Origin of the sequence: Catenulispora rubra (genome assembly GCF_015356825.1) — a bacterium.
Lineage (GTDB): Bacteria > Actinomycetota > Actinomycetes > Streptomycetales > Catenulisporaceae > Catenulispora > Catenulispora rubra.
In genome coordinates, this window is the sequence record NZ_JAACYW010000022.1 from 42,961 (window position 1) to 69,549 (window position 26,589).

General features: G+C 69.7%; 28 protein-coding genes. 14 read left to right on the top strand and 14 right to left on the bottom strand.

Going from position 1 to position 26,589, the window contains the following annotated elements; all coding sequences use genetic code 11:
- The first annotated feature begins 88 nt into the window (after positions 1-88).
- Positions 89-724, top strand: a complete 636-nt coding sequence (locus GWK61_RS09155; protein ID WP_194907051.1) for a TetR/AcrR family transcriptional regulator — start codon at positions 89-91, stop codon at positions 722-724.
- Between the two features lie 281 nt (positions 725-1,005).
- On the opposite strand, the gene GWK61_RS09160 is transcribed toward GWK61_RS09155, so the two are convergent.
- Genes GWK61_RS09160 through GWK61_RS09170 form a run of 3 tightly spaced genes read right to left on the bottom strand, consistent with a single transcriptional unit; the run spans position 1,006 to position 4,392 of the window.
- Positions 1,006-3,885, bottom strand: coding sequence for a CHAP domain-containing protein (locus GWK61_RS09160; protein ID WP_194907060.1), 2,880 nt, complete (start codon positions 3,883-3,885; stop codon positions 1,006-1,008).
- Positions 3,866-4,210 (bottom strand): hypothetical protein, encoded by a 345-nt coding sequence (locus GWK61_RS09165; RefSeq protein WP_194907063.1) that lies wholly within the window; start codon positions 4,208-4,210, stop codon positions 3,866-3,868. The genes GWK61_RS09160 and GWK61_RS09165 overlap by 20 nt, the downstream gene beginning before the upstream one ends.
- A gap of 11 nt (positions 4,211-4,221) precedes the next feature.
- A complete protein-coding gene (locus tag GWK61_RS09170) occupies positions 4,222-4,392 on the bottom strand; it encodes a hypothetical protein (protein ID WP_194907065.1) in 171 nt (56 codons plus the stop codon).
- Positions 4,393-4,612: 220 nt separating this feature from the next.
- Between GWK61_RS09170 and GWK61_RS09175 the strand changes: the two genes are divergently transcribed.
- The 5 genes from GWK61_RS09175 (at position 4,613) to GWK61_RS09195 (ending at position 10,928) form a co-directional block, all read left to right on the top strand.
- A complete protein-coding gene (locus GWK61_RS09175) occupies positions 4,613-5,626 on the top strand; it encodes a helix-turn-helix transcriptional regulator (RefSeq protein WP_194907066.1) in 1,014 nt (337 codons plus the stop codon).
- Between the two features lie 224 nt (positions 5,627-5,850).
- Entirely contained in the window at positions 5,851-6,879 is a 1,029-nt protein-coding gene (locus tag GWK61_RS09180; protein WP_194907069.1) for a GDSL-type esterase/lipase family protein, read from the top strand.
- Between the two features lie 278 nt (positions 6,880-7,157).
- Positions 7,158-8,975, top strand: a complete 1,818-nt coding sequence (locus tag GWK61_RS09185; RefSeq protein ID WP_194907071.1) for an APC family permease — start codon at positions 7,158-7,160, stop codon at positions 8,973-8,975.
- 13 nt (positions 8,976-8,988) lie between these two features.
- Positions 8,989-9,846, top strand: coding sequence for a patatin-like phospholipase family protein (locus GWK61_RS09190; RefSeq protein ID WP_323747471.1), 858 nt, complete (start codon positions 8,989-8,991; stop codon positions 9,844-9,846).
- A 2-nt stretch (positions 9,847-9,848) separates the two neighbouring features.
- Positions 9,849-10,928, top strand: a complete 1,080-nt coding sequence (locus GWK61_RS09195; protein ID WP_194907073.1) for a 1-acyl-sn-glycerol-3-phosphate acyltransferase — start codon at positions 9,849-9,851, stop codon at positions 10,926-10,928.
- Between the two features lie 135 nt (positions 10,929-11,063).
- Here the strand turns inward: GWK61_RS09195 and GWK61_RS09200 are convergent, their stop codons facing one another.
- Positions 11,064-11,645 (bottom strand): hypothetical protein, encoded by a 582-nt coding sequence (locus tag GWK61_RS09200; protein WP_194907075.1) that lies wholly within the window; start codon positions 11,643-11,645, stop codon positions 11,064-11,066.
- A gap of 126 nt (positions 11,646-11,771) precedes the next feature.
- Between GWK61_RS09200 and GWK61_RS09205 the strand changes: the two genes are divergently transcribed.
- Positions 11,772-12,326, top strand: coding sequence for a hypothetical protein (locus GWK61_RS09205; protein WP_194907077.1), 555 nt, complete (start codon positions 11,772-11,774; stop codon positions 12,324-12,326).
- Positions 12,327-12,402: 76 nt separating this feature from the next.
- On the opposite strand, the gene GWK61_RS09210 is transcribed toward GWK61_RS09205, so the two are convergent.
- Entirely contained in the window at positions 12,403-12,672 is a 270-nt protein-coding gene (locus GWK61_RS09210) for a GlsB/YeaQ/YmgE family stress response membrane protein (RefSeq protein WP_323747472.1), read from the bottom strand.
- Between the two features lie 194 nt (positions 12,673-12,866).
- Between GWK61_RS09210 and GWK61_RS09215 the strand changes: the two genes are divergently transcribed.
- The gene (locus tag GWK61_RS09215; RefSeq protein ID WP_194907081.1) at positions 12,867-13,154 is read left to right on the top strand and encodes a hypothetical protein; all 288 of its coding nucleotides are present in this window, start codon (positions 12,867-12,869) and stop codon (positions 13,152-13,154) included.
- A 99-nt stretch (positions 13,155-13,253) separates the two neighbouring features.
- On the opposite strand, the gene GWK61_RS09220 is transcribed toward GWK61_RS09215, so the two are convergent.
- The gene (locus GWK61_RS09220; protein ID WP_194907083.1) at positions 13,254-13,907 is read right to left on the bottom strand and encodes a hypothetical protein; all 654 of its coding nucleotides are present in this window, start codon (positions 13,905-13,907) and stop codon (positions 13,254-13,256) included.
- Between the two features lie 141 nt (positions 13,908-14,048).
- Entirely contained in the window at positions 14,049-15,440 is a 1,392-nt protein-coding gene (locus GWK61_RS09225; protein WP_194907085.1) for a mycothione reductase, read from the bottom strand.
- A 228-nt stretch (positions 15,441-15,668) separates the two neighbouring features.
- On the opposite strand from GWK61_RS09225, the gene GWK61_RS09230 reads away from it, so the two are divergent.
- Together GWK61_RS09230 and GWK61_RS09235 are read left to right on the top strand one after the other, a co-directional pair.
- The gene (locus GWK61_RS09230; protein ID WP_194907086.1) at positions 15,669-16,364 is read left to right on the top strand and encodes an ANTAR domain-containing protein; all 696 of its coding nucleotides are present in this window, start codon (positions 15,669-15,671) and stop codon (positions 16,362-16,364) included.
- A gap of 108 nt (positions 16,365-16,472) precedes the next feature.
- A complete protein-coding gene (locus tag GWK61_RS09235) occupies positions 16,473-17,228 on the top strand; it encodes a GAF and ANTAR domain-containing protein (protein ID WP_194907088.1) in 756 nt (251 codons plus the stop codon).
- A 10-nt stretch (positions 17,229-17,238) separates the two neighbouring features.
- On the opposite strand, the gene GWK61_RS09240 is transcribed toward GWK61_RS09235, so the two are convergent.
- The gene (locus GWK61_RS09240; RefSeq protein ID WP_194907090.1) at positions 17,239-17,577 is read right to left on the bottom strand and encodes a hypothetical protein; all 339 of its coding nucleotides are present in this window, start codon (positions 17,575-17,577) and stop codon (positions 17,239-17,241) included.
- Positions 17,578-17,699: 122 nt separating this feature from the next.
- On the opposite strand from GWK61_RS09240, the gene GWK61_RS09245 reads away from it, so the two are divergent.
- Positions 17,700-18,713 (top strand): alpha/beta hydrolase, encoded by a 1,014-nt coding sequence (locus GWK61_RS09245; protein WP_194907092.1) that lies wholly within the window; start codon positions 17,700-17,702, stop codon positions 18,711-18,713.
- Between the two features lie 10 nt (positions 18,714-18,723).
- Here GWK61_RS09245 and GWK61_RS09250 read toward each other — a convergent pair whose 3' ends face one another.
- A complete protein-coding gene (locus GWK61_RS09250) occupies positions 18,724-19,764 on the bottom strand; it encodes an alcohol dehydrogenase catalytic domain-containing protein (protein WP_194907094.1) in 1,041 nt (346 codons plus the stop codon).
- A gap of 140 nt (positions 19,765-19,904) precedes the next feature.
- Here GWK61_RS09250 and GWK61_RS09255 point away from each other — a divergent pair, with 140 nt between their 5' ends.
- Complete coding sequence (locus GWK61_RS09255) at positions 19,905-20,492, top strand: TetR/AcrR family transcriptional regulator (RefSeq protein WP_194907096.1); 588 nt, start codon at positions 19,905-19,907, stop codon at positions 20,490-20,492.
- Between the two features lie 27 nt (positions 20,493-20,519).
- Here GWK61_RS09255 and GWK61_RS09260 read toward each other — a convergent pair whose 3' ends face one another.
- Entirely contained in the window at positions 20,520-21,095 is a 576-nt protein-coding gene (locus GWK61_RS09260; RefSeq protein ID WP_194907098.1) for a CGNR zinc finger domain-containing protein, read from the bottom strand.
- A 469-nt stretch (positions 21,096-21,564) separates the two neighbouring features.
- On the opposite strand from GWK61_RS09260, the gene GWK61_RS09270 reads away from it, so the two are divergent.
- Positions 21,565-22,392, top strand: a complete 828-nt coding sequence (locus GWK61_RS09270; protein WP_194907100.1) for a heavy metal-binding domain-containing protein — start codon at positions 21,565-21,567, stop codon at positions 22,390-22,392.
- A gap of 146 nt (positions 22,393-22,538) precedes the next feature.
- Here the strand turns inward: GWK61_RS09270 and GWK61_RS09275 are convergent, their stop codons facing one another.
- The 4 genes from GWK61_RS09275 to GWK61_RS09290 form a co-directional block, all read right to left on the bottom strand.
- A complete protein-coding gene (locus tag GWK61_RS09275; RefSeq protein WP_194907103.1) occupies positions 22,539-23,495 on the bottom strand; it encodes a hypothetical protein in 957 nt (318 codons plus the stop codon).
- Positions 23,492-24,070: a SigE family RNA polymerase sigma factor gene (locus tag GWK61_RS09280; protein WP_194907105.1), complete on the bottom strand. Its 579-nt coding sequence runs from the start codon at positions 24,068-24,070 to the stop codon at positions 23,492-23,494. Before GWK61_RS09280 ends, GWK61_RS09275 begins: the two co-directional genes overlap by 4 nt.
- Positions 24,071-24,168: 98 nt before the next feature.
- Complete coding sequence (locus GWK61_RS09285) at positions 24,169-25,215, bottom strand: aldo/keto reductase (RefSeq protein ID WP_194907108.1); 1,047 nt, start codon at positions 25,213-25,215, stop codon at positions 24,169-24,171.
- A 97-nt stretch (positions 25,216-25,312) separates the two neighbouring features.
- Positions 25,313-25,801, bottom strand: a complete 489-nt coding sequence (locus tag GWK61_RS09290) for a hypothetical protein (RefSeq protein WP_194907109.1) — start codon at positions 25,799-25,801, stop codon at positions 25,313-25,315.
- A 399-nt stretch (positions 25,802-26,200) separates the two neighbouring features.
- Here GWK61_RS09290 and GWK61_RS09295 point away from each other — a divergent pair.
- On the top strand, positions 26,201-26,589 hold a 389-nt coding region (locus GWK61_RS09295), incomplete at its 3' end, for a carbohydrate-binding protein (RefSeq protein WP_323747473.1).

Genomic DNA, 26,589 nt, shown 5'->3' on the forward strand with positions numbered 1-26,589 from the left:
GGGGGTGCCCGGGTCCGAAGCCGATGACTGCCACAGTAGGCATTCTTGCCGTGGACGGCAAACTCACCATGTGAGGTAGTCTTGACACATGGCCTCGACCGTCCCTCCCGCCACTCCCGGAACCCGCGACGCCGCACCCGAGCAGGCCTCCGGGCTGCGGGAACGGTCGAAGGCCAAGCGGCGCGCGCTGATCCAGCGCACGGCCATCCGGCTGTTCGCCGAACGCGGCTTCGAGCAGACCACGCTGGCCGACATCGCCGAGGAGGCCGAACTGGCCGTGCGGACGGTCACCGGCTACTTCCCGTCGAAGCTGGAGCTGGCCACCTCGTTCGCCGACGAGATCGCCGCACGCCTCACCACCGCCCTCGCCGCGACCCCGGAGACGGACCTGGTCGACGTCCTCGACGAGTGGCTGGTGGAGGAGGGCAAGGTCTTCGACCGGGAGTTCATGGCGCTCACGGACGCGATGTGGGTGACGAACCCGGACCTGCGCGCCCTCGCGAACGTGCGCCTCGCCGACGCCGCGAAGGCCGGCGACGCGGCGCTCATCGCCCTGGTCGGCCTGCCCGCGGACGATCCCACGATGGAGCTGTGCCTGGCCGCGGTGCAGGCGGTGATCGGCGCCTACTTCATCTCGTTCGCGACGCACACGCCCACGCCCGAGCGGCACGAGACCGCCATCCGTTACCTGCGGGCCGTGATCGACGCGGCCAAGCAGCGCTGACGCACTGTTCACTGGCGCAATCGCGATCGGATCACAGATTCCGAATGGTGCGACCCGGGCCGGTGATCAGGGCGTCAGACGACCCCGACGTCCGGTGCGTCCGGTACGTCCGGCGGCCCCGGCGCCTTCGCCGACGACGGCACCACGTCCCTGGAGGACGGCGGGTTCGGCGACAAGGAGTGCAAGCAGGGCCCCGGTCACAGCGCCGCGTGCTGGGCGCTGCGACCGGGGCCTGTGATCAGTTCGATGCGACTACGGTGCGACTATGGTGCGGCTGGCCATCAGTTGACGGTCGGCGTGCCGTACATGGTCATGTCCTGGGTGGCCCAGTTCTGGCCCATCACCGGCAGCCAGGTCTCGTCCAGATGGCCGCGCGAGTCGGCGGTGTAGACGCTGGCGGCGGTGCCTCCGCCGGCGTTCGGGTGCGCCACCGCGATCGGGGTTCGGGACGTGGTCGGGGTCGCGTACAGGTAGCTCATGTCCTGAGTCGCCCAGTTCTGGCCGTAGGCGGTCAGCCAGGTCTCCCACAGGTGGCCGTTGCCGTCGACGCTGTACACGCTCGCGACGCCGTCATGAAGCAGTGCGGCCGGAACAGTCCCGGCCTTGACCACGGGGGAACCGTAGATGGTCATGTCCTGCGTGCCCCAGTTCTGACCCATCGCCGGCAACCACGTCTCGTCCAAGTGCCCGTTGCCGTCGACGGTGTACACGCTGGCCGCGGTACCACCGCTGGCGTTCGGGTGCGCCAACGCGACCGGAGTCCGTGACGTGACTGGCGTCCGGTAGAGGTAGCTCATGTCCTGAGTCGCCCAGTTCTGGCCATACGCGGTCAGCCACGTCTCCCACAGGTGGCCGTTGCCATCGACGGAGTACACGCTCGCGACACCGTCATGAAGCAGCGCAGCTGGAACAGTCCCGGCCTTGACCACCGGCGAGCCGTATATGGTCATGTCCTGCGTGCCCCAGTTCTGACCCATCGCCGGCAACCAGGTCTCGTCCAGATGCCCGTTGCCATCGACGGTGTACACGCTGGCCGCGATACCACCGCTGGCGTTCGGGTGCGCCAACGCGACCGGGGTCCGCGATGTGACCGGCGTTCCGTACAGGTAGGTCATGTCCTGGGTGGCCCAGTTCTGGCCCAGCGCCGGCAGCCACGTCTCGTGCAGGTGCCCGTTCACGTCGACGGTGTACACACTCGCGACCCCGTCATGGAACAGCGCGGCCGGAGCGGTACCCGGCTTCACGACAGGCGTGCCGTAGAGGTACGTCATGTCCTGCGTGGCCCAGTTCTGGCCATAGGCGGTCAGCCAGGTCTCCCACAGGTGACCGTTGCCATCGACGGAGTACACGCTCGTCACCCCGTCGTGCAGCAGCGTCGCGCCGACCGGCTTGTCCGTGCCGGACGCGACCGTGAAGGCGGCCGAGCCGGTCTTGCTCCCCGCGGAGTTCACGGCGGTCGCCGTCATCGTGTGGGTGCCGCTGGACAGCAGGTTCGCCGGGATGCTCCACGTACCGCCGCCGGAACTGCTACCGGTGTCCCGGATCGGGTCCAGCGTCCAGGTGTAGTTGTCGCCGCCGGTCAGGTTGCCGGTGCCGCCGACGGCCGCGACGACCGTGCCGTCGATGGAGTAGCTCAGGCTGTCGAGCTTGTCGTTGGTCCCGTTGGTGAGCGGGGTGACGGTACTGCTGATCGTCGCCGGCCCGGTCAGCGTGCCGTTGCCCAGGCCGTTGATGGTCACCGAGGTCGGCGCGGACACCGTGGTGCCGCCGTCGGCCGGGTTGTGGAGCCAGTTGATGGTGCCGACCGGGCTGGCCATGACCGACTGGACGACCCAGTTGTTGACGGAGATCGTGCCGGTGCCGCCCTCGTTGTAGTTCTCCTCGATGATGCTGATGCTGCCGTTGCCGGAGGAGTTGACGCTGGAACCGGTCACCACGGCGGTGTGGCCGTTGTGCGACTCCCCCCAGGACAGGGCGGTGGGAGATGTGCCGCTGGTCAGCACGCTGGGGTTCGCATCCCAGCTGATGACGTCCCCGGGTCGGGGTGCCTGGCCGCTGGTTCCGTTGAAGATCAGTGAGAACCCGTGCCCTTGGCCGTACGACGTGAAGAAGTCGTTCGCGGCGGTGCTCCCGTACTCGCCGGGGTTGGAGATGCCGTACCGCGTGACCATGTAGCGGGCGGACAGCTCAGCGCACTCCCATTCGTAGGCCTGGGTGCCGGGCATGCCCGACGTCACCGGCTCCGAACCACCGCCGCGGTCGGATCTCGTGGGGCCGCAAGCCTCCATGCCCATGAAACTCGCGCCACCGCTCAGAGCGTGCGGGCTGGTACCGAGGTTCCAGGAAGCGCCGTTGCCGTTGTCGCACAGCCCGCTCCACCACGACGGCGTCGGAAGCGTTCCGCCCAAGGGCACGGAATTCGGGGACAGCGCCTGGTTCGTCACCGCGTGGCCGGGGGACGCGGGCTTCGTGGGCGTCGGGGTCTTGGACGGCGTGGCCCCGGCCGTCACCTTCACAGTGGTGGGCGTCGCCAGCGCGCTGCCGGCCACCGATATCCCGCTGCCGAATCCGGCCGTGGCACCGGCCGAATCCCGGGCCGCCTGAACGATCCACAGCCGGTTCCCCGCAGCCACGACCCAGCGGGCCGTGACGATGTCGACCTGGTTCTTCCCGTCCGGGGCGTCCGTGCGGTGGGTGAGCGTGCCCGTGACGGTCTGCCCGAACAACGAGGCGGTCGGCCCGGTCGCAGTGCTCGTCGGGCCGTCGGACTGGTTCAGGAGATCGCGGTACTGCGCGACGGCTCCGGCGCCGGCCAACGGCAGCTTCGTCCCGGGCGGAGACGTTCCGTAGGGGACGGCCGTGACCGAGAAGTCGCGGTAGGGCTTGAGCTGCAGCACCGACGCCAGCTGCACCAGGTCTCCGGGCTTGCTGACCTGGAAGGCGTCGGTCGGCAGCAGCGAGGAGTCGGAGGAGTCGACGGTCAACGGCACGCCGTCGACCGTCGCAGTGCGCTGATGGACGGACGCGTGAGCGGCGGCCGTGACGACCGCGGCGTGGCCAGGTACCGCCGCGGCCACCGCCCCCATCGTTCCGACCAGGGCGAACGCGGTGGTGAGGCTGGCAGCACGGATGGTGCGCCGGCTACGGGAAATCAAGGACATGGCTGTCTCCTGACGGATTCGAGGCAGAACAGGTGACGATGTCGAAGGGAATGGTCATGACCCAACCGTCGAGTGCGGGTGAGGCTGTGATCGTGCGGTGGCACAGGCATTCGGCCAGTTCGGTCGGCGATGCCGGGCCGGATCGGTAGAACAGGGCCAGATCGAAGGATCCGGCGGTCGGTCCGTGACGGGCTCTGATGTGTTCGAGCCGGTCGTCGACAGCCGCGTTGGCCCAGAGGATGTCGGCGACCGCTTCCGGATCGGGGTGCCGATCGGTGACCCCACCGCCGTTCGGCGCGCTGAGCCGGACGAGGACGAGGTCCATGGCCCTCGGCCTCAGCCCCAGCACACGCACGCCGCCATGAGGCGGTGCGCCGGCGCCGCGCTCACGTCTGCCTGCGCCGTACCGGTGGTGCCGATCAGCGCGGCGGCTGCGACCAGGGCGACTGAGGCGACTAGGGCGTCACGGAAGACGATGCGGATGCGTGCGCGGGCAAAAGGGGGCATGCCCAAGACCTTTCCAGCACGTCATGGAGGCAGAAAGACACCGCCGACGGCCCGAACGTGCCTGGCACTTTCGGGCCACACCTGGCGAGCACCGGGCCGACACCCTTTTGATGAGGTTCAAAACACTTGTCCGCGCCTGGATCAGACTGCGAATATCAGGATTCGTGCGACGGTACGGCTCTCGCTGAGCGACAGAGCGAGCAGGGCAGGAGGATCGCGGATGTTGGTGTCGCTGGGTCTGGAACCGACGGCGGAGAAGGTCTACCGGGCCCTTCTGGCCTTCCCCGACTTCGGTGTCACCGACTTGTCGAGGCATCTGCTGGTCTCCGGGGACCAGGTCCGGGAGGCCCTGGACACGCTGGCCGACCTGGCGCTGCTGCGCAGTTCCCGCGAGGATCCCGGGCTTCGCGTCCCGGTCTCACTGAAGCGGGCCATGGCCATCCTGCTGGAGCGTCAGCAGGCTGACATAACCGCCCGGCAGGCCGCGATCGCCGCCGGACGGCAGGCGATCACCGACCTCGTCGCGGACGGCGCAGGTCCCGCGGGATCGTCCGACGCGCAGGTGGAACACGTGCTGGGTCTGGACGCGATCCAGGCGCGGCTGGAAGAACTGGCCACCTCGGCCGCGACCGAGGTGATGGCGGTCGTCCCCGGAGGGCCGCAGTCCGCCGAGATCCTGACCGCGGCCCGGCCGCTCGACGAATCGCTCGCCACCCGGGGCGTCCTGCTGCGCAGCGTCTACCAGGACAGCATGCGGGCCGACCGCACCACCGTGGCCTACGCCCGCTGGCTGACAGGGTTGGGACACGCCGTCCGCACCGCTCCCGTGGTCCCGCCCCGCATGCTCCTGTTCGACCGCGCGGTGGCGGTCGTCGCGGCCGATCCCGACGCCCCCGCCGCCGGGATCGCGGTCCTGCGCGAAGCCGGCGTCCTGGCCAGCCTCGTCGCCCTTTTCGAGCAGACGTGGGACGCCGCCGCCGGCCTCGACGCGGTGGCCGGGCCGGACGACGCGCAGGAGGACGCACCGGACGACGCGCGGCAGGCCATCACCGCCATCGAACGCCAACTGCTGAAGATGCTGGGCACGGGCATGACGGACGAAGCCGCGGCCAAACGGCTCGGCGTCTCGTTGCGCACCGTCAAGCGCCGCATGGAAGACCTGATGGGCCGGCTCGATGCCGGCAGCCGTTTCCAGGCCGGGCTCAAGGCCGGGCAGCGTGGCTGGTTGTCATAGGAGGCATCACCGTTGTCGTGCGTCACGTCGAGCGCGACCGCGGGCAGCGGAAGACTGCATTCTCGCCGCCTTCACCGATCCACCGATGACCAACACGGTGGCTCCCACCAGGAGCAGCAGCATCAGGACGGTCGCCATCGTCGTACCTCCTTCGGATCCGCGGCCTCATACCCGGATGAGAGGCTTCAAACTGCCGACGAACGACACACGACGAAAGGCGCGTCATGAGGTCACCCCGGATCATGGTCCTCGGCGATTCGCTCGCCAGCGGGATGCACGACGACTACACCTGGCGTTGGCAGCTGGCGCAGCACTTCCGGCGCACTGGTACGCCCGCTGAGTTCGTGGGCCCGTACACGGGGACGTTCTCGATGTACGACGATCCCGTCCTCCTGGCGCTCGTGGAGGGGAAGCCGATCCCGACCGGGCCCGACGTGCAGAACCCGATGACCGGCTCCTACCGCGAGGGGCGCTTCGAGGGCGGCCACTGCGCCCGGCCGGGATGGACCGCGCACGCCGCGAAAGCGTCGGTCCGCGAGCACGTCGCCGCCGAACGCCCGGACTTCCTGCTGGTCCAGCTCGGGTTCAACGACCTCGCGACCGTGGGGCCGCCCGAACAGGCCCTGCGGGACCTGACCGCCGTGGTGTCCGAGGCCCGCTCGGCCGCATCGGCGTTGGTCGTGCTGGCGGCTTCCATAGCCGGCACCACGACCTGGGGCAACGCGTGGTTCCGGGACACCATCCGGGACTACAACGCCAAGCTCCCCTCGGTCCTGGCCGCGCTCTCGACTGACGTCTCCCCCGTCGCCCTGGTGGACGTGCACTCCGACTTCGACCCCGACGCCGACACCTACGACGGCATCCATCCGAACCCGTCCGGCGAGCTGGCCATGGCCAGGAGCTTCGCGGACGCGTTGCTGCGCTTCGGGGTCGGCCGCGTTCCGCTGCGACTGCCGCCCACGCGGCCGCCTGAGCTCCCGCTGGCCGAACCGACGATCGCCGCGACGCGCGCCCGGGACGCGAGCATCCGGCTCACGTGGAATCGGGTCCGGGGCGCCTCCGCCTACCGGGTCGCGCTCCGCGACGTCACGCTCGGTGAGCCGCGCCGGGTGGGGCCGATCCCGGTGCTGGGCGACCGCTGGCTGGCCCAGGGGTTGACCGCCGGCCACCTCTACGAATTCGATGTCACCTCGGCGCGCGGCGAAAGGCTCGGACCGCGTTCGAAGCTGCTGCGGCTGAGCGCCGGTCTCTGACGGCCGGACCTTCTGGCGGCTCACACAGGTTCCCGCCGGCACTCGGCACTCGGCACTCGGCACTCGGCAAGGCTCGCCGCGATCTCCCCCGGTTTACCTTCCCGCGTCCCGGACAGCAGGAGGCCGACAGCCTCCGACGACCGGCTGTCCGGCACCCGCGCGCGCCGAACCCACTCCGGTTCGGTCCGATAAACCCTCCCGCCGGATCAGTACCTTGTGACAGAGGCGGTCAAAAGCCGTGAAACGACCGCCGTGAGCCTCGACAGCAGGGATCCGCCATGGGATATGGGACAGCGCCGAAGAAGGTCGTGCCACGTGTCCCGCTCCGGCACGGTGAGGGCAAGAAGGATCATCTGACGAGCTTCGGCGGCCTGGCCGCGCTGTCCCTGGACGCGCTGAGCTCGGTGGCGTACGGCCCGGAGGCGATCGTGCTGGTCCTGGCGGCCGCCGGGACCTCGGCGCTGCGCCTGACGCTGCCGATCACGCTGGCCATCGCCGGGCTGCTGGTGGTGCTGGTGGTCTCCTACTGCCAGGTCATCGCGGTGCACCCGGACGGCGGCGGCGCCTACGCGGTCGGCAAGAAGGATCTCGGCGGCACCGTCAGCCTGCTGGCCGCGGCGAGCCTGGTGGTCGACTACGTCCTGACCGTCGCGGTCAGCCTGGCCGCCGGCGCGGCGAGCCTGGCCTCGGTGTTCCCGTCGCTGGCGAGCCACGTCCTCGGGCTGTCGCTGACCGGGCTCGTCGTGATCGCCGGCATCAACCTGTGGGGCATCGCCGAGAGCGCCCGGGCCTTCATGCTGCCGATGCTGCTGTTCCTCGGCGCGGTCTTCGCCGTCATCGGCATCGGCCTGGGCCGCTCGCACCCGGCCGCGGTCGTGGGGACCGCGATGCCGGTCCACGCCGCCGAGGCGGTGAGCGTGCTGTTGGTCCTGAAGGCCTTCGCCGCCGGCTGCTCGGCCCTGACCGGGATCGAGGCCATCGCCAACGGCGTGCCGACCTTCCGCGAACCGCGCGCCAGGAACGCCCAGCGCACCGAGCTGATGCTCGGCGCGCTGCTGGGCACCATGCTGATCGGGCTGTCGATCCTCATCCACCGGCAGCACGTGGCACCGCGCGGCGGCGTCACGGTGCTGGCGCAGCTCGCCGCGGGGTCGTTCGGCACCGGCTGGGCCTACTACGCCACCAACATCATCGTCACGCTGATCCTGGCGCTGGCCGCGAACACCAGCTTCGGCGGGCTGCCGGTGCTGATGAGCCTGCTGTCCCGGGACAACCGCCTGCCCCACCTGTTCGGCCTGCGCGCCGAACGCCCGGTGTACCGGTACGGCGTCGTCGCGCTGGCGCTGCTGGCCGGGCTGCTGCTGATCGTCGTGCACGCGGCCACCGACCGGCTGATCCCGCTGTACGCGATCGGGGTGTTCATCGGCTTCACGATCAGCCAGACCGGCCTGGTCCGGCACTGGTTCGGCGAGCGTCCGCCGCGCTGGTGGCTGCGCGTCATGCTCAACGGCACCGGGGCGACCCTGACCGCGCTGGCCGCCGCCGTGTTCGTCGCGACGAAGTTCACGGAGGGGGCCTGGGTCGTGGTGATCACCGTGCCGGCGCTGATGCTGCTGTTCGCCCGGATCGAGAGCTACTACACGGCGGTCGGCCACGAACTCGACCTGACCGGAACTCCGCCGCCGCTCACGCCGACGCCCACTCTGGTGATCGTCCCGGTCGGCAGTGTCAGCAAGCTGACCGAGCACGCGCTGTCCGCCGCCGTCTCGCTGGCCGACGACGTCGTCGCGGTCAGCGTCTGGCCGGACCCCGACCAGTGCAAGGAGTTCCGCGCCGCGTGGGACCGGTGGGATCCCGGCGTCCGGCTCGAGACGCTGGTGAGCCCGCACCGGTCGCTGGTCCACCCGATGGTCGGATACGTGCGCGACGCTGCGAAGGGCGGTCGGCAGATCGCCGTGCTCATCGTCGAGGTCCAGCCGCGCCGATGGCGGTACCGCATCCTGCAGAACCAGCGCGGCCTGCTGTTGGCGACGGTCTTGCGGGCCAGTACCGACGTCGTCATCTGCACGATCCCCTACCGGCTCACCTCGCGGTAGGGACGAAAGGAGCGTGAGTCCCACGACGGACAGCACTGTTGGAACCGGGCGGACCATCTTCGTCCTCGGCGGCGGCGGACACCGGGGCGCGTACGAGGTCGGCATGCTCCGGGCCTTGCTGGAAGCCGGAATCAAACCCGACGCGATCGTCGGGGCGTCGGTGGGAGCGATCAACGGCGCGGTGTTGGCCGCTGATCCCTCTGAAGTAGCCGTGGCGCGCCTAGAGGAACTTTGGTCCGGGCTCGGCAAGAACGGGGTCTTCGAGGGTTCCCTGACGACGCGGCTCGGCACGGCACTGCGCAGCCGGACGCACCTGTTCACCAACGAACCGCTGCGTCGGCGGCTGGAATCCGACCTGCCGGTTCGGTTGATCGAGGACTTGGCGGTGCCCTTCCAGTGCGTGGCCGCCTCCATCGAGCGGGCCGCAGAGCACTGGTTCACCCGCGGTCCGATCGCCGACGCTGTCCTGGCCTCCTGTGCGGTCCCCGGGCTGCTGCCGCCGATGCCGGTGGACGGCGAGCACTACCTGGACGGCGGGATCGTGAACAGCGTGCCGGTCGGGCGGGCCCTCGCGCTCGGGGCCACGACGGTCTACGTCCTGCAGGTGGGACACCTGGAACGGCCGCTGACGGCGCCGAGCCGGCCCTGGGAGGTGGCGGCGGTGGCGTTCGAGGTCGCGCGGCGGCACCGGTTCACCCGGGACCTGGCCGAGGTGCCCGATGACGTCGCGATCCACGTGCTGCCCACCGGCAACGCCGCGTCCGACGGCGACGGATGGTCGAAGTACGTGCGGTTCCGCGACTTCAGCCGCACGCGGGCCCGGATCGAGCAGTCGTACCACGCGTCGGCCGCTTATCTGGCCGGGAGGTAGTGATGGGCGTCGGCATATCGGTTCGGCGTGCGGTGCTGCGGTTCCCATTGCTCCGCCGCACGATCACGATCCCGGTGCTGTTGTGCTTCGCGGTGCTGACGTTCGCGCTGGTCCCGGTCGTCGGGGTGCTCACGGCGCCTTTCACGCTACGTCCGGGCGGACGGGGGCGCGCTTTTCGGTTCTCGGTCTTCTTGGCGGTATATCTAGCCTCTGAGATCGGCGGGCTGGTGGCCTGCGTGGCGATCTGGGGTCGCGCGGGCCTTCGCGTGTCGAAAGGGCCTGCGACGACCGAGTCATCGCAGGCGTATCAGGAAGCGAACTTCCGGCTGTTGGCTCGCCTGCTCGATCGTTTGTACGCGGCGGCCGGGAGGCTTTACGGGCTGCGGATGCAGCTTCCGGAGACGGTGGGTCCTTCCCGTTCCGGGACGCCCACGGTGCCGGAGCTGCCTGCCGGTCCGATGATCATCCTGAGCCGACACGGTGGTCCCGGGGACTCGTTCCTGCTGATCCACGCGCTGCTGGTGCACGGACGGCGACGGCCTCGCATCGTGCTCAAGGACACGCTGGCAATGGATCCGTTGATCGATGTCGTGCTTCATCGAGTGCCGCACCGTTTCATCGACCCGGACCCGGACCAACAGGGTGAGAAGACGGCTGCGGAGATCGGACGCCTGGCCGCCGGCATGGGCCCGTCCGACGCGCTGGTGGTCTTCCCCGAGGGCGGGAACTTCACGCCGGGTCGCCGCATCCGGGCCATCACGAAGCTGCGGCGCCGGGGCTTGCGGGATTCGGCGAACCGCGCTCGTCGGCTGCACCACGTGCTGCCGCCGCGGCCGGCGGGGGTCTTCGCGGCGATTGACGCCGCGCCGGACGCCTCGGTCGTGTTCGTCGCGCACACGGGCCTGGACCACATGGAGTCCGTCGCCGGTGTCTGGCGCTCGGTCCCGCTGACGAAGCCGGTCGAGGCAACCTGGTGGACGATTCCCGCCTCGCGGATACCGGTCGACCGGGAGGCTCGCCTGCGGTGGCTGCAGGACAACTGGGCCGAGGTGGATGCCTGGATCGGGCAGCACCGGGGCTGAGACGCGGCTGGTGGCCGCGCCTCGGCGGGGAGGCGCGGCCACCAAGTCGGTGGTTGTGCTGCTGGGTGCTTACTTGCCTACCTGCACTTGCCTACCTGGTCTTGCCTACCTGCACGCGCTTACTTGGCTTTCGGCTTACCGCTCGGCGCCCGAGCTTTGGGTCGCGCGGGGAGCCGTCGCGCCGGGTACGGCGAGCAGGTCCTCGAAGAGGGTCCGATACTGCATCAGGGCCTTGCGCTCCTCCTCGGTCGACACCAGCGTCGGGTCGGTCGCCGCGCGTTCGCTGACCGACCTCGCCTGCCTGTAGCCGGGCAGGACGTGTCCGTGTCGGACCGAGAGCAGGGCCAGGTGCTCGTCGTCGTCCGCCGCGGGGTAACCGCGGGCCGCGACCAGTCGGGCGAGCAGCTGCTCGGCGCCGGTCAGGGCGAGCGCCGGGTTGTCGAGGAAGCCGCCTTGGACGTGGTCCCAGGACGTGGTGTAGAAGTCCTGGTCGTCCGCGCTGATCTGTTCCAGGCGCAGCTTCTTGTGCAGGTGGGTGCGCCGGACGAGTTCCCGGTCCGCGCCGCGCACGCCACCGTAGTCGGCTCTGACCTGCTCGTATTCGGGCCCGAACGCGGCCCGGATCTGGCGCCTGGCGTGCTCGCGCCGTGCCGCGTACACCGCGACGGCGACAATGAGCACGAGGACGATGACGGCGATGATCGCACCGATGGACATGAGCGCCTCCTGAGGTTCTCGGGGCTCAGCCATGCCCTCGATGTCGCGACCGAAACAGGGCTGTTAGGAATCGCGGGCAGGGGTAGCAGGAGGCCCCGAACTCGACGAGGTACGAGAGGCATGAACATGACGCATGCAACCGACGAGCACCCTGTCGAAGAGAACGACAACGAGAGCGTCCACCACGCCCCGGACGAGGCGCATGTTCAGCGCCTGCTGCAGGACGGGCCGCAGGGTCCGCAGGGACGTGTGGCGATGGCGGCCGCAGGGATCGACGTGGACGGCCAGTTCCCGGTGGACGCCGATGATGCGCACGATGAAGGTGCCGCCGAGGAGAACCCGAGCCGCTTTGAGGACGCTGACAACGTCGCGGTCGCCGCTCCCACCGCTCCCGCCACTCCCCCGGAGCCGACGTCCGCCGCCGGGCTGCTGCCGTCCGGCGACAAGCGCGAGTTCCTCAGCCGCTGGAACACCATCCAGGTCGGCTTCGTCGAGGACCCCGCGCAGTCCGTGCGCGATGCCGACGCCCTCATCGAGGACATCTCAGCCGCCTACGTCAGCGCGATCGCGGAACGCCGCAGCGCGCTCAGCGCCACCTGGCAGAACGACGGCGGGACCGAGGAGATGCGGCGGGCCGTCCTGCAGTACCGCTCGCTCCTCGGCGTGATCCTTCCCGGGTAGGAAATGCAGAATTCGGCCGCCGCAGCCCTCGGGCCGCGGCGGCCGAATGGTTTCGGTCAGGGTGCGAGGCGAACTCTCAGCGACGCAGTCCACGCCGCCGGCCCGACGTGAGGCCCCGCTTTCCGGTCACCAATTCGACGGCGCCCAGCAGGACGATCGCCCCGAGGATCGCGGTGATCCACGTGGAGATGTTGAAGAAGCCCTGGAGGTTCTCGACATGAAAGACCTTGTCGGCGATCCATCCGCCGAGCAGCGCGCCCACGATGCCGATCGCCGTGGTGACGATGAGGCCGTGCGGGCTGCCCATGATGCGGTCGGCGATCAGGCCGACGACGAGGCCGAGCACGATCCAAGCGATGATGCCCATAAGGATCTCCGATGTCGTGGAAGGGATTTCTGCGCCGCCGTACTCTCCGGCGGCCGCGTCCTGCTACCCACGCCTCACGGCATCAACCAGAATATTCAGACCTATCCCGAAGAATTCTTGAACCTTTTCCCGGCGACCGTTATTCGATATTGAACCGGGGCACCAGGCGGCCCATGGCATACGAACTCCGCTCGCGCGGACCCAGAGACCTGATATCGCTCGCCGCTCTCATCATCGCGGCCATCCTCGTCCTCCACATCATCTTCGTGTGGCTGAACGCGAACCAGGGCAACGACATCGTCTCCACCGACGCGGACTGGGCCGGCTGGCTGGCCACCTGGTTCATCGACCTGTTCACGCCGGCGAACGTCAAGCTCAGGACCTTCCTGAACTACGGACTCGCCGCGCTCTTCTTCCTGGCCGTCGGCGCGCTGCTGCGCCGCGTGGTGCGCGACCTGTAGGGACTCCGGCTCCGGCTCCGACTCCGGCGGCCGGAGCCGACCTGGTCTGTGGAGGAAGGGGGCCCGCCCGGGGGGGATGGCGGGCGGGCCCACCTCCGCCTAGTGACCCGGATTCGGATCGGCAAACGTGGCCGAAGCCCGCTTCCGGATGTCGTCCAGGACCACTTGGCCGACGCGCCGGGTCTCACGGCGGTTGAAGATCGCACCCGCGGCCGCACCGGTGAGGAGGGGCCCGAGGGACAGTGCGCTGCGCCCGGTGCGGGCCGCCAGTCGGCGCGACAACCGCTTGCGCAGCGGAGAGCCGATCGCCAGGGCGAAGCCGCCGGGCACCAGTACGGCGCTGCGGCGCTCGCCCCAGGCGACGACGTAGGCCGTCATGCGGCTCACGCTCGTCCCCGGGACGCCGAGCCCGTACAACTCGTGCAGTTCGGCGACGAGCTTGACCTCTATCGCGACCACGGCCACGGTCTCCGCGGCGACCTCCACGGGGAACGCCGGGATGAACGGCAGGACCGCCCAGACGCCGACAGTGGCGCCGGTCGCCGCCGTGGCGCGTGACGCGGTGCGGATCAGCTGCGCCGCGATCTCATCGGGAGTGAGCCCGGGATACTGCTCGCGCAGTGTCTCCTGGCTGCGGACGGGCAGCTTCGGCGCTACGGCCAGCACCTCGTCGAGGAGCTTCTGCCCGGTGAGGAGCATCGCATGCCGGGCCGCCGATGTGTCGCCCCGCACGTTCAGGGACGTGGACTTCACCCGTCGGATCATGGCCGTCGCACCTGCTTCCCGTGGCCTTCGGTCGGCGCACGAGCCCTTCCATACCCCCGATGCCGGGTAATCCACGGGCAGGTCGTCGGGAATGCCGTCTGGTTGTCGCAAGATTCGCCGCAAGAGTCGTCAGCCGGTTCGCAGCGGAAGATCGAGCAGCGCGTTCTCCACGAGCTCCGACATCGCCGGGTGGATCCAGTACTGGCCACGCGCCACGGTCTGCGCGTCCTGGCCCAGGCTCATCGCCTGGATCAGCGGCTGGATCAGGACGGACGCCTGCGGGCCGATGATGTGCGCGCCGAGGAGCCGTCCGGTCTCCGGATCGGCGAGGACCTTCGCGAAGCCCTCCGGGTCGTTCATCGCCCAGCCGTACGCGATGTCCTTGTAGTCGCGCCGCCCGACCGCGTACCGGACGCCGTCGGCCTGGGCCCGCTGTTCGGTCAGCCCGACCGAGGCGATCTCCGGTGACGTGAACACGGCGTGCGGGACGAAGCGGTGGTCGGCCTCGATCGGCTGATCGGGATGCGCCAGGTTGTGCGCCACCACGCGGGCCTCGTGGTTAGCGACATGCTTGAGCTGGTACTCGGAGCTGACGTCGCCGATCGCGAACACGCCGGGCACGTTCGTCCGCTGCCGGCCGTCCACCTCGATCCGGCCGTCGGGATGCGTCGCGATCCCGGCCGCGGGCAGGTCCAGCCGGTCGGCGTTGGAGCGTCGGCCGACGGCCACGAGGAGTTCGTCGCCTTCGACGACCTCGCCGCCGCTTCCGTCTGGACCCTTGATGTGAACCCGGACGACCGCGCCGTCGCGTTCGACCCTGGTGACTTCTCTTCGTTCCCTGAGATCCCACTTCCGGCGGGCGATGTCGGTGATCAGGCCCGAGACGTCGCGGTCTTCCCGCCGCAGCATGGCGCCGGATCGGGCGATGACAGTGACCCGCACGCCGAGGGCCGAGAAGACGTGCGCGAACTCCGCCGCGATCGAACCCGCTCCCAGGATGATCAGCCGCTCCGGCAGCTTCTCGACCCGCATGACGGTCTCGTTGGTCAGGAACCCGGCATCCGCCAGCCCCGGCACGTCCGGCACGATCGGCCGCGACCCGGCGGCAATGACGACGCGGTCCGCGCTGATCGTCTCGCCACCGGCGACCAGCAGCGTCTTCGGGCCGGTGAAGCGGGCTCTGCCTTCGAACAGGGTGAGATTCGGCCCGCCTGTGCGACGGTGATGCAGCCCGTCGGCCGAATGCCCGTCGATCCGATCGAAGATCCGCTTCCTGATGTCCCGCCAGCGCACGGCGGGAGCCGGGAGGTCGAGCCCGAACTCCCCCGCCCCACCGGCGGCCTCGGCCAGGCCCGCGGTGTAGACGAACATCTTCGACGGGATGCAGCCGACGTTCAGACAGGTGCCGCCGAACCCGACGGCCGCGTCGTCTACGAGCGCGACCTTCCAGTCCCGAGGGCGGCGGCCGATGACGGTGTCGCCGGATCCGCTGCCGATCACGATCAGATCGAAATGCTCCATCTCCCCATCATCATCGACACCGCCGTGTCCGGGACGCCTCGCCGCCGCGGCCGCCGGTCCTGTGCTCCGAAACCTGTGCTCCGAAAGCGACTCGTCCCGGCGGGTCCCCAGCGTCGGACGAACCGCGCGCCACAAGGCCGACTCGGGCCCGTCCGTCATCGCGGGGACCCCTCCGACCCGCTATCGTTCCGGGCGAGGAAGGGCGATATCTGCATGGTCAGCGCTCAGATGACGACTGTCTTGGCGATGCTGGACCGGAACCCCGGTCAGCTCCTCGCCGACGACCGGGCCGCCGCCGAGGCCGCGGCGCGCGCCCTGGGCGTCGACGGCATCACCGCCGGGGTCGGCACCGGGCCTGCGGGCACGGTCCTGGCCTGGGGCAGCGGCGCGGTCAGCGCCGATGTCGACCATCTGCAGTTCACCCTCGGCCAGGGTCCGGGCGCCGATTGCGCGGCCAGCGGCCTTCCGGTGCTGGCCCCGGACCTGATGGCGTCCGGTTCCCGCTGGCCGGCGTTCGCCCCGGCCGCCGCCGCGCTCGGGGTCCGGGCGGTGTTCGCGTTCCCCTTGAGCATCGGGGCGATGAGTGTCGGCACGATGCTGGCGTATCGCAGGGCCAAGGGCTCCTTGAGCGACGGGCAGTACACCGACGCCTTGGGACTGGCCATCGCGGTCACCGTCGTGCTGATCGGCCGCCGGTCGATGCAGGACCGCGGGCCGGACAGCTGGGTCCCGGCCGGCTGGGCCGCCCCGCAGACCTACCGGGCCGAGGTCCACCAGGCCACGGGGATGATCAGCGTGCAGCTCGGCGTCAGCCTCGCCGAGGCGCTGGCCCGGCTGCGGGCCCACGCCTACAGCCAGGACCAGCTGATCGCCGAGGTCGCCGCCGACGTCGTGGCCCGCCGGCTGCGCTTCGACGGGTTGTAGCTCTGGCTTGTGGCTCCGGCTTGTGGCTCTGTTGTGTCCGATCACAGTGTCCGATCGCGTGGGTTGTACCGCCGGCAGGGCTGGTGGCCGTATTTTGGAGGCATGGACATGACGCGCGAACGACTGCTCGCCGAGGCGTTCGTCGACACCGCCGACGCGTTGGTGGAGGACTTCGACGTCATCGACTTCCTGCACACGCTCACCGAGCGCTGTGTGGAGATCCTGGATGTGGACGCCGCCGGCATCATGCTCTCCGACGCGGGCAGGGTGCTGCACGCCGCCGCGTCCTCCACGGAGAACGCGCGGCTGCTGGAGCTGTTCGAGCTGCAATCCGAAGCCGGTCCCTGCATCGAGGCCTTCACCACCGGCCGCCCGGTCGTCAACGTCGACCTGCGCGCCAGCACCGAGCGCTGGCCCCGGTTCGCCGAGGCCGCGCAGGCCACCGGCTTCGTGTCGGCGCACGCGCTGCCGCTGCGCCTGCGCGAGAAGGTCATCGGCGCGCTCAACCTGTTCTGCGAACGCCCCGGCGCCCTGACCGAGTCGGACGTGCGCAGCGGCCAGGCCCTGGCCGACGTGGCCACCGTCGCCATCCTGGCGCACCGCAGCCTCCGGCACGCCGACCTGCTGGCCGAACAGCTCCAGTATGCGCTGACCAGCCGGATCGCGATCGAGCAGGCCAAGGGGGTGCTCGCCGAGCGGCGCGGCATCAACGTGGACGAGGCGTTCGCCCTGCTGCGCGGGCACGCCCGCAGCCACAACCTGCGGCTGTCGGACCTGGCCCGGGAGGTCGCCAACGGCACCTCGGCCGAGGCCGAGTTGCTGGGCACGACGGGAGCGGACAACTCGGGTCCGACGAGTTCCTGAAAGCCGTGTCTTAGGGGATCCGCGCGTCGTGCTGCTGCGCGGCCTCCCGCACCTCGTCGGTCAGCTCGGCTTCCTTCACCGGCCGCACCGACGTGAAGTGCCGACCGACCGGACAGTACTGGAGCCGTACCGTCCCGAGCCGGACCGCCTTGAGCGACGCGCCGGGGATCCAGATCGTCGTGAACAGGTGGCCCGCACGGCACCGCACGACCGTCTTCAAGCCGACGGCATAACCGCGCTTGCGCATGTAGGCCGTCTCCAGGGCGATCGTCCCGGCGACGAGCACGACGGCACGCAGGAAACGCTTCTTCGGTTGGCCTTCGCGGGACGCTCGCGGCTTCTTCGGCATAAGCCCAGTGTGCACCCGCCACGTATCCCGTGCCTCAGGGCAGCCGACACCCCGCATCTCGCTCGCTTCATGCCGGCGCACTACTCTGCCGTTCTCACAGCTTTCGTGCGGAGGACGGGCCAATGTCGCAGTGGACGCCAGACCGGCTAGCCGGCTATCACCAGCAGGTGTTCGAGCTCGGCCCCGACCCGGACGGCGAGGGTGACGTCACCGCGGTGCTCGTGCGGCGCGATCCGCGCGAAGGCGAAGCCGTCCACAGCACGGTTTTGTACGTGCACGGATTCGCCGACTACTTCTTCCAGACGGACCTCGCGGACTTCTTCGCGGCCCGCGGCCTCGCGTTCTACGCGCTGGACCTGCGCAAATGCGGCCGGGCGCTGCGCGAGGGCCAGACCGCGCACTACGTGTCGCGCCTCGCGTACTACGACCAGGAGCTGGAGCGTGCCGTCGAGGTGATCGGCGAGGAGCACCCCGGAGCCGCGGTCCTCCTCGCGGCGCACTCGACCGGCGGCTTGATCCTGCCGCTGTGGCTGGACCGGCGCCGCGCGAAGGGCGGCGTGGCCCCGGTCGCCGGCATGGCGCTGAACAGCCCGTGGTTCGACCTCCAGCTCTACCCGACGGCGCGCCGCGCGGTGCTGACCCAGGCCCTGCGCGTCCTGGCGAAGGTCGCGCCCTTCCACGCGCTCAAGCAGCTACCCGGCGTGTACGGCGCCACGCTGCACACCAGCGGCACCGGCGAGTGGGAGTTCGACCTCGGGCTCAAGCCGCTGTCGGGCTTTCCGGTCACCTTCGGCTGGCTGAACGCCATCCGGCGCGGCCATGCCCGGCTGCATCGCGGCCTGGACCTGGGCGGCGTCCCGACGCTGGTGCTCAGGTCCGACCGGACGCACTTCTCCCGCCGGTATTCGGACGTCAGCGACCGCGCCGACCTGGTACTGGACGTCGAGCAGATCGCCGGACGGACGCCGTGCCTGGGCGATCGGAGCACGCTGCTGACGGTTCCCGGGGCACGGCATGACGTCTTCCTTTCGTTGCCCGAAGTCCGCGCGCACGCCTACGCCGTGCTCGGCGACTGGCTCGACCAGGGCTCGTTCGGCGTCGGTGTCGGCGCCGTACAGGCGCCCGCCCCGCAGTAAGACACTCGCCTCAGGAGGCGGCGTCCAGAACCACGCGGAACCTGGCCTGCCCGGACATCATGTGCTCGTAGGCCTTCGGCGCGTCCGACAAGGGCATCAGCTCCGTCATCGGCCGGATTCCCTGAGCGAGGCAGAAGCGCAGGTTGTCCTCGTTGTCGCTCGGCGTGCCGGTGAGACTGCCGACGATGCTGCGGCCGCCGAAGATCAGGTCTGAGGTCTGGACCGAGATCGGGTCGGCCGAGGCGCCGAGGACGACCAGCCGTCCGCGCAGCGCCAGCCCCGGGATCAGGGGGCTCATCGAGGCACCGGAGGACGCCGTGGCGATCACGGCCGCCGCGCCGCCGAGCTCCTGCAGCGCCGCTCCCGGATCCTGCGCGCTGCTGTCGATGTAGTGGTCGGCTCCGAGCGAGTACGCCAGCTCCTCCTTCGCGGCTCCGCGAGCGATGGCCGCGACGCGGTAGCCGAGCTTGTCGGCGTACTGGAGCGCGAGATGGCCCAGGCCGCCGATGCCCTGCACGGCCACGAGCGCTCCGGGCGCGGCGTCGATCGCGCGCAGCCCCATGTACGAGGTCAGTCCGGCGCACAGCAGCGGCGCGGCCTCGTGGGAGGACAGACCGTCCGGGATCCGCACGAGGCCGGTCGCCTTGGCGATCACGGACTCCGCGTAGCCGCCGTCGATCGTCGTGCCGGTCTGCTGCTGGTTCTGGCAGTACACGAAATCGCCCCGGCGGCAGGACGCGCACTCGCCGCAGTGCCCGGCGAGGAAGCCCAGGCCGACGCGGTCGCCGACCTGCCAGCCGCCCGCCTGGTCGCCGACCTGCCCACCGACGTGCTCGCCGACCGCCTCGATCACGCCGACGATCTCGTGCCCGGGGACGACCGGAACGGACGGGTCCGCGCGCAGCCCTTCGACGGCCAAGGCGTCGGAGTGGCATACACCGCAGGCTTCGACCCGCAGCCGGACGAAGCCGGGCCCCGGCTCCACGGCCTCGCGCTGGACCGCGGCGAAGCTGCGCGAGCCGCTGACCTGCACCGCTTGGTAGACAGACATGAGAACCCCAATGTGTGGGAGGGAGCCGGCAAACCCACCGACTTCTTCATGATGACCGGTCGTCTTGAATTCCGTCAACCGGAGCGACCCGGGTTGACACGACTCAAGACGAGCGGCCATATTGGAGACCGGAGGTGTCAATGGCCAGGCAGAGCCTGCGAGCGCAGATCGTCGACGCGGCCGCGGAGCGGTTCCACACGCACGGCTACAACGCGGCGGGCGTCAAGGACATCACGGACGCCGCCGGCGTCCCGAAGGGCTCGTTCTACAACCACTTCGAGAGCAAGGAAGCCCTCGCCGTCACCATCCTGGATCTGTACGGACAGACCAGGCGGCTGGAGGACCTCGCCGACGAGTCCGTCGCTCCCCTGACGCGGCTGCGCAGCCACTTCGAGTTCCTGCGCGCGGAGCAGGAGGGCTTCGAGTACTCCCGCGGCTGCCTGCTGGGCAACTTCGGGGCGGAGATCAGCGACCACAGCGAAGTGCTGCGTCGACAGGTCCAACAGGGCTTCACGTGCTGGCGGGACGCTCTGGCCGGGGCGTTGGCGGACGCGGTGCGTCTGGGCGAGGTCGATCAGAGCCTGGATCCGCAGACGACGGCGCTGTTCGTGATGACCGCCTGGGAGGGCGCTCTTCTCGCGGCCCGGACCAGTCGCAGCGGCGCCTCGTTCGATGCCTTCTTCAGCAACGTCTTCGAGCGGCTGTTGCGGCCGTCTGCGGCGTCTTGATTCAGGCGCGATTCAGGAAGACGCCGCTCAGGTAGCCGACGCGCGGCTGCGCGCGCGGGCCCGGTGAGCGGCGACGTTGGTGCGGTTGCCGCAGGTCTCGTAGGAGTCCCAGCGCTGGGTGCGGCTGCGGGTCGGGTCGTAGAAGACGTGGCTGCACAACGTGTTGGCGCACGCGCGGATCCGCGACCAGGTGCCGTCGGTGACCAGCTGCGCGACGGCCAGGATGACGGCGCCGACAACCGGGTCGCCGCCGACCTGTCGCAGCTGCACCTGACCGGTCGGGGTGAAGGACTGGCGGAGGTCGACGTCTGAGGCGTGCTCGGTCAGCCTGGCCCACGCCTGCTCCCCGTCCTTGCTCTCCGGGTCTGCGACCAAGGCCATCAGGTCCGAGCGCAGGACCTTGAGCTGCGCGATCCGCTCCGGCGACGGCGATTCGCCCTCGGGCTGGCCGAACGGCCGCAGCAGATCACCCGACGTCGCGGGGTCCTCCAGGGTGTCCGGCAGCAGCGGCGTGGCGTGCGGCCGGGAGTTGAGCACGTCCACGAGCGCCGCCGCGGCGGCCGGGTCCTGCACCGCGGGCTTCGGAGTTCCGCTGCTGACCATGCCTTCATGGTAGGCGACATGGTCTATTTTTGAAAGCCCCTTACGCAGCAGACGACAACCGTGCTAGAACGGTAAGCGTCAAGCGGTGTTAGTCCATTACCGCTGTCCCACGATGCCGAAGGGGCACGTCAAACTACCAGGCGAACCCCGGGGACCTCGGTCAGGCCGTCGCCGAGACCTTCCGGGTGCGCGACGGGAAGATCGTCGAGCACTGGGACGTCGTGCAGGATGTTCCGGCCACGGCGGCGAACGACCACACGATGTTCCAGCGGTTCTAGCGGTTCTAGCGGTTCCAGCGGTCCCAGCTTTCGAGCTCGGAGTCGGGCAGCCTTCGGCAACGGCGCCGAAGGCCGCCCGCCTAAAGATGACCGGTCATATTGATCACTCAACACAGATTCCACAGTGTTCAAGCGTTGGCGAAGCATAGTCCGGTCACACCACCACGCAGCGATCACCGGAGGAGAGAACCATGGCCCAGCAGACCGGACCGATATCCCAGCAACAGCAGCCGCTTCCGGACTCGGCCAGGGGTCGGCTCTCGCAGTCGCAGCAGGGGCGGCCGTGCTTCACCTCCGACTTGTCGGTGAACGAATTCGTGCTGGCGACGCAGGCCGGGTTCGCGCCGGTGGGGCTCGTGATGGGGACGAGCATCTACCACATCGGGATCCAGACGGCGCGGTGGAACACCAGTCAGGAGCTGACGGTGTTGACGCAGGCGATGTACACCGCGCGCGAGTTGGCGATGGCGCGGATGGAGGCCGAGGCCGAGATGCTGGGCGCCGACGGGATCATCGGGGTCGAGGTGCGGGCTCGGCGGTACGCGTTCTCGGCCGAGATCATGGAGTTCGTCGCGATCGGGACGGCGGTGAAGGCCGAGAACAACAACCTGCGGCTGCGGACGCCGGCCGGGCGGCCGTTCACGTCGCACCTGTCGGGGCAGGACTTCTGGACGCTGTGGCAGCACGGCTGGGTTCCGCGGGCGCTGGTGCTCGGGACGTGCGTCTACCACGTCGCGCACCTCACCTTCCGGCAGGCGCTTCAGGCGTCCGGGCAGAACACCGAGCTCGGGACCTACACCCAGGCCGTCTACGACGCGCGCGAGATCGCGATGTCGCGCATGCAGTACGAGGGGAACCAGGTCGGGGCGGACGGCATCGTCGGGGTCACCGTGCACGAGAACGACTGGGTCTGGGGCGAGCACGCCATCGAGTTCTTCGCGATGGGGACCGCGGTCAGCAAGCTGCATCAGGACGCGTCGCCGGTGTCGCCGCAGATGACGATGCCGCTGTCGGACTGACGTCGGCGGCAATCGGCGGTGGCGCCCCCGGATTCGGGGGCGCCACCGCGCTGTTCGCTGTTCGCAATGCCGCGCAAACCCATGTCGGCAGCAGTCGAGTCACTGCCGATTCCGGGTACTACCGTTTACCGCGTCCGGCCCTGTTATCACGGCTTGAGCGGCACGTACTCCTTCACACTCGCCGCCGCCGCCATCTGCTCCATCGTGAACGGGAACGGGTTGTAGACCGACCCCGGCTGCTCGACCGCGGACGTGCTGTCGTAGCCGTCGTAGGCGACGATCGTCAATGCGGAACCGGAGGCCAGCACACGCCTGGCCTTGAGTGCCACGCGGTCCCCGTTCTGCACCTCGCTGAGGGTGAGCTTGGAACCGTCCTTCAGGGTCGTGGTGCTCTTCTCGATCCAGGCGGTGGACCCATCGCCGACGCCGGGCTTGCGGTTGGCCAGAGACAGGTCGCCGGTCTGCGGGGACGGGTCCGGTTCGCCGGGCAAGGAGAAGACGACCTGGATGGCGACCTCGGGAAGGTGGGCGCACATGGTCAGGTCCCTGCTCAACGCCGGGCCCTCGTCGTTGTAGCAGAAGCTCGCCATCGGGCCGTATACCACCTTGCCCTTGTCGCTTGCCGCGACCAACGCGATGTCCGGCCGCATCGCGAGTCCACCCGAGTCGGCACCCACCAGGTGCTTGCCCGAAGGGTCGAGAACCGCGTCGATGGCCAGAAGCATCGGGCACGTCTGGAGCGCCAGACTCCTCCGCACCCCGTTGCCCGGGTCCCTGGGGACGTTCGGCACGGCCTTCGCCACGTCCGCCGCACAGACCGGATCCGATGCGGCCGGCGAGGAAGAGGTGGCGCTGATCTTCGGGGACCCGCTCGCCACCCCCCGGCCCGCGCCCACGGCCCCCGGCAGCGCGGCGACCGCGATGGCGATCGCGGCGACTCCGGCGGTGGCCCCGCCGACGGCGGCGATCCGGCGGGTGCGGGCATCGCGGCGGCCGATGTCGGCGATGCCTTCGGCGGTGAAGCCCAGCGGCGGGGCCGGGTCGTCGGCGAGCTGCGTGAACAGGTCGTGGACCCGGTCGTCGCGGTACTGGTGGTCGGTCATCGATCCCACTCCTTCTCGGTGCGGCTGATGGAGGGTTCTGCGATCGGCTGGAGCAGCACGCGCAGGGCGGACAGACCGCGCGCGGTCTGGGACTTCACGGTGCCGACCGAGCAACCCAGCACGTGCGCCGCCTGCTCGACGGACATGTCCTCCCAGTAGCGCAGCACCAGCGTCGCGCGCTGGCGCGGCGGCACCTTCGCGAGCGCGGCGAAGATCTCGTCGCGGGTCCCGAGGCGGATCTCGAAGCCGGAGCCGGAGCTTCCGTCCTCGCCGCTCGCGCCGTCCTCGTCCCGCATGTGCAGGCCGGCTTCCGGCAGCTCGGCGAACGGCCGCTCGCGCCGCCAGCTCCGCCGCCGCTCGTCGATGAGGCAGCGGACGAGGACCTGGCGGACGTACGCGTCGCGGCTGTCGCTGCGCTGCACCTTCGACCACGACCGGTACAGCCGCAGCAGGGCGGTCTGAACAAGATCCTCAGCCTGATGCCAATCCCCGCACATCAGATAGGCGGTACGGCGCAGCGCGAGCGATTGCCCGGCGACGTACTCCTTGAACTCTGCCTCATCTCCAAGGCGCATCCAGCACCCTCCCCTCCCATGTCCCGCCTAGGACGGACGGAGTGTGGCAGGAGGTTGCACGGGAAGCGGAAGAAGTCCGATCGCGATGATCGGCAGCCCTATCGCCGGGTACCGACGAGCGGCGGGTTCAACCGGGCGAACGCCTCCTGCCGTTCGTAAGGGAAGTACGGATACGGCGCCTCCCTCCCGCTCGCGGCGTCCAAGCGCGCCACCTGCTCCGGCGTGAGTTCCCAGCCGACGGCGCCGAGGTTCTGGCGAAGTTGCTCCTCGTTGCGGGCGCCGACGATGACGGAGGCGACGGTGGGGCGGCGGAGCAGCCAGTTGATCGCGATCTGCGGGACGGCGGCACCGGTCTCGTCGGCGAGCTGTTCCAGGACGTCGACCACGTCGTACAACTGCTCGTCGTCGACCGGCGGCCCGAAGTCGGCGGTCTGGTGCAGACGGCTGCCGGCCGGGAGCGGTTCCCCGCGCCTGATCTTGCCGGTCAGGCGGCCCCAACCGAGGGGGCTCCAGACCAGCGCGCCGACACCCTGGTCGGCGGCCAGCGGCATCAGCTCCCACTCGTAGTCGCGGCCGACGAGCGAGTAGTAGACCTGGTGGGCCACGTAGCGGGACGCGTGCAGACGGTCCGACGCGGCCAGGGACTTCATCAGCTGCCAGCCCGAGAAGTTGGACGCGCCGAGGTAGCGGATCTTGCCGGCACGCACCAGATCATCGAGGGCTGAGACGGTCTCCTCGACCGGCGTGCCGGCGTCGAAGGCGTGCAGCTGGAACAGGTCGAGGTAGTCGGTGCCGAGTCGGCGGAGCGCGTCCTCGGTGGCCTTGACCAGGCGCGAGCGCGAGGTGCCCGCGTCCTGCGGTCCGTCGCCGACCGGCAGGCCGGCCTTGGTCGACAGCAGGACCCGGTCGCGCCGGCCCTTGACGGCCGCGCCGAGCACTTCCTCGGAGGCGCCGTCGGAGTAGACGTCGGCGGTGTCGAACATCGTCACCCCGGCGTCGAGGCTGATGTCGATCAGCCGCCGCGCCTCGCGGGCGTCGGTGTCGCCCCACGCGCTGAACAGCGCGCCCTTGCCGCCGAACGTGCCCGCGCCGAAGCTCAGGGCGGGGACGACGAGCCCTGATTCGCCCAGCCGTCGGTATTCCATGGTGGTCGCACCTCCAGATCACTAACGGAACTATAGTTCCGTTAGCACGGGAGATCACTGTAGCACCGACGCGACCCCTAAAGGAACTGGAGACCCGTTACGCGAGCTTGCCCACGGCCTTGGCCGCCATCTGCTGGACCAGCGCCGCCGACACCGGCGAGATGCCCGGGACGCCGAACACGGCCACCTCGACGAAGGTCTGCCCCTTGCGGATGACGACGACGTCGCCGGTGTACGTCACCCCCGACCGGACGGCCTTCAGCTGCAACGCGTAGCTCTCGTCGCCGTAGGACGGGAACTGCGTCGTGGACAGCGTCGTCGACTCCCCGTTGGAGTCCGGCGTGGCGCACTTGCCCGCCGCCTGCTGGATCGACGCCCAGACCGTGTGCACCTGCGCCGCCGGACCGGTGGCGAGGATCTCCTGGAGGAACGGGCCGTCCTCCGACTGCTGGAAGTCGGATTCGGCTTGCGCCGACAGCTGCTTGCTCGCGTCCGTGGTGAGCGCCGCGCAGGGCGACGAGACCGAGCTGTTCGTGGACAACACCGAAACCGCCCAGCCGTACGGCAGATCGGGCAGGCCCAGCACGAGCGCTTTCGTGCCCGTCGCAGAGGACTGTGTCGGAGGAGCGGAAGAAGACGAGGAGGAGGAGGCCGAGGAAGAGGCGGTGGAAGGCGGCGGCGTCGAAGCCGGCGGCCGAGCCGGATGCGACGTCGAGGAAGAACAAGCAACGAGCACAGCTGATGACATGACCAGGATCAATGGCGCCATGATGCGGTTCATACGCTTCGCCTTACTGCTTCTGTGGCGGCGGCACTCTCGAGGCAGGCTACCGCCACGAACCATGTCAAGGCTCGCGCATTTTGAGTAAGGGGCGCCCGAACCGGTCTGGACCAATTCTGGTCCAAACCCTTGACTGGTCTGGACCAATTCTGTTTGCTCCTAGGGGAACCACTCGATGTCCCCCACAACACAACGGAGTGGCACATGACCCTTACTCACGCACCGGGACGCTCCCGGTTGCTCGCGCTGCTGGTCGCACTGGCCGGCGTGCTCGGGCTGACGCTGGTCGCCTTCCCTCAGGCGCCGGCACACGCGGCGGCGGCCTGCGCCGCGCCGTGGAGCTCGACCGCCGTGTACACCGGCGGGCAGAGCGCCTCGTACAACGGCGACAACTGGTCTGCCAAGTGGTGGACCCAGGGTGATATCCCTGGCAACAACGGCCAGAACGTGTGGGCCGATCAGGGTGCGCAGCTGAGCACGGTCGCCGCGGAGTACAACGGCAAGGTCACCCTGAACGGCAAGTCCGAGCAGGCCGGCGCCATCGACGCGGTCGGCTACCACACGCTGATCAACCCGATCATGAAGCAGGGCTC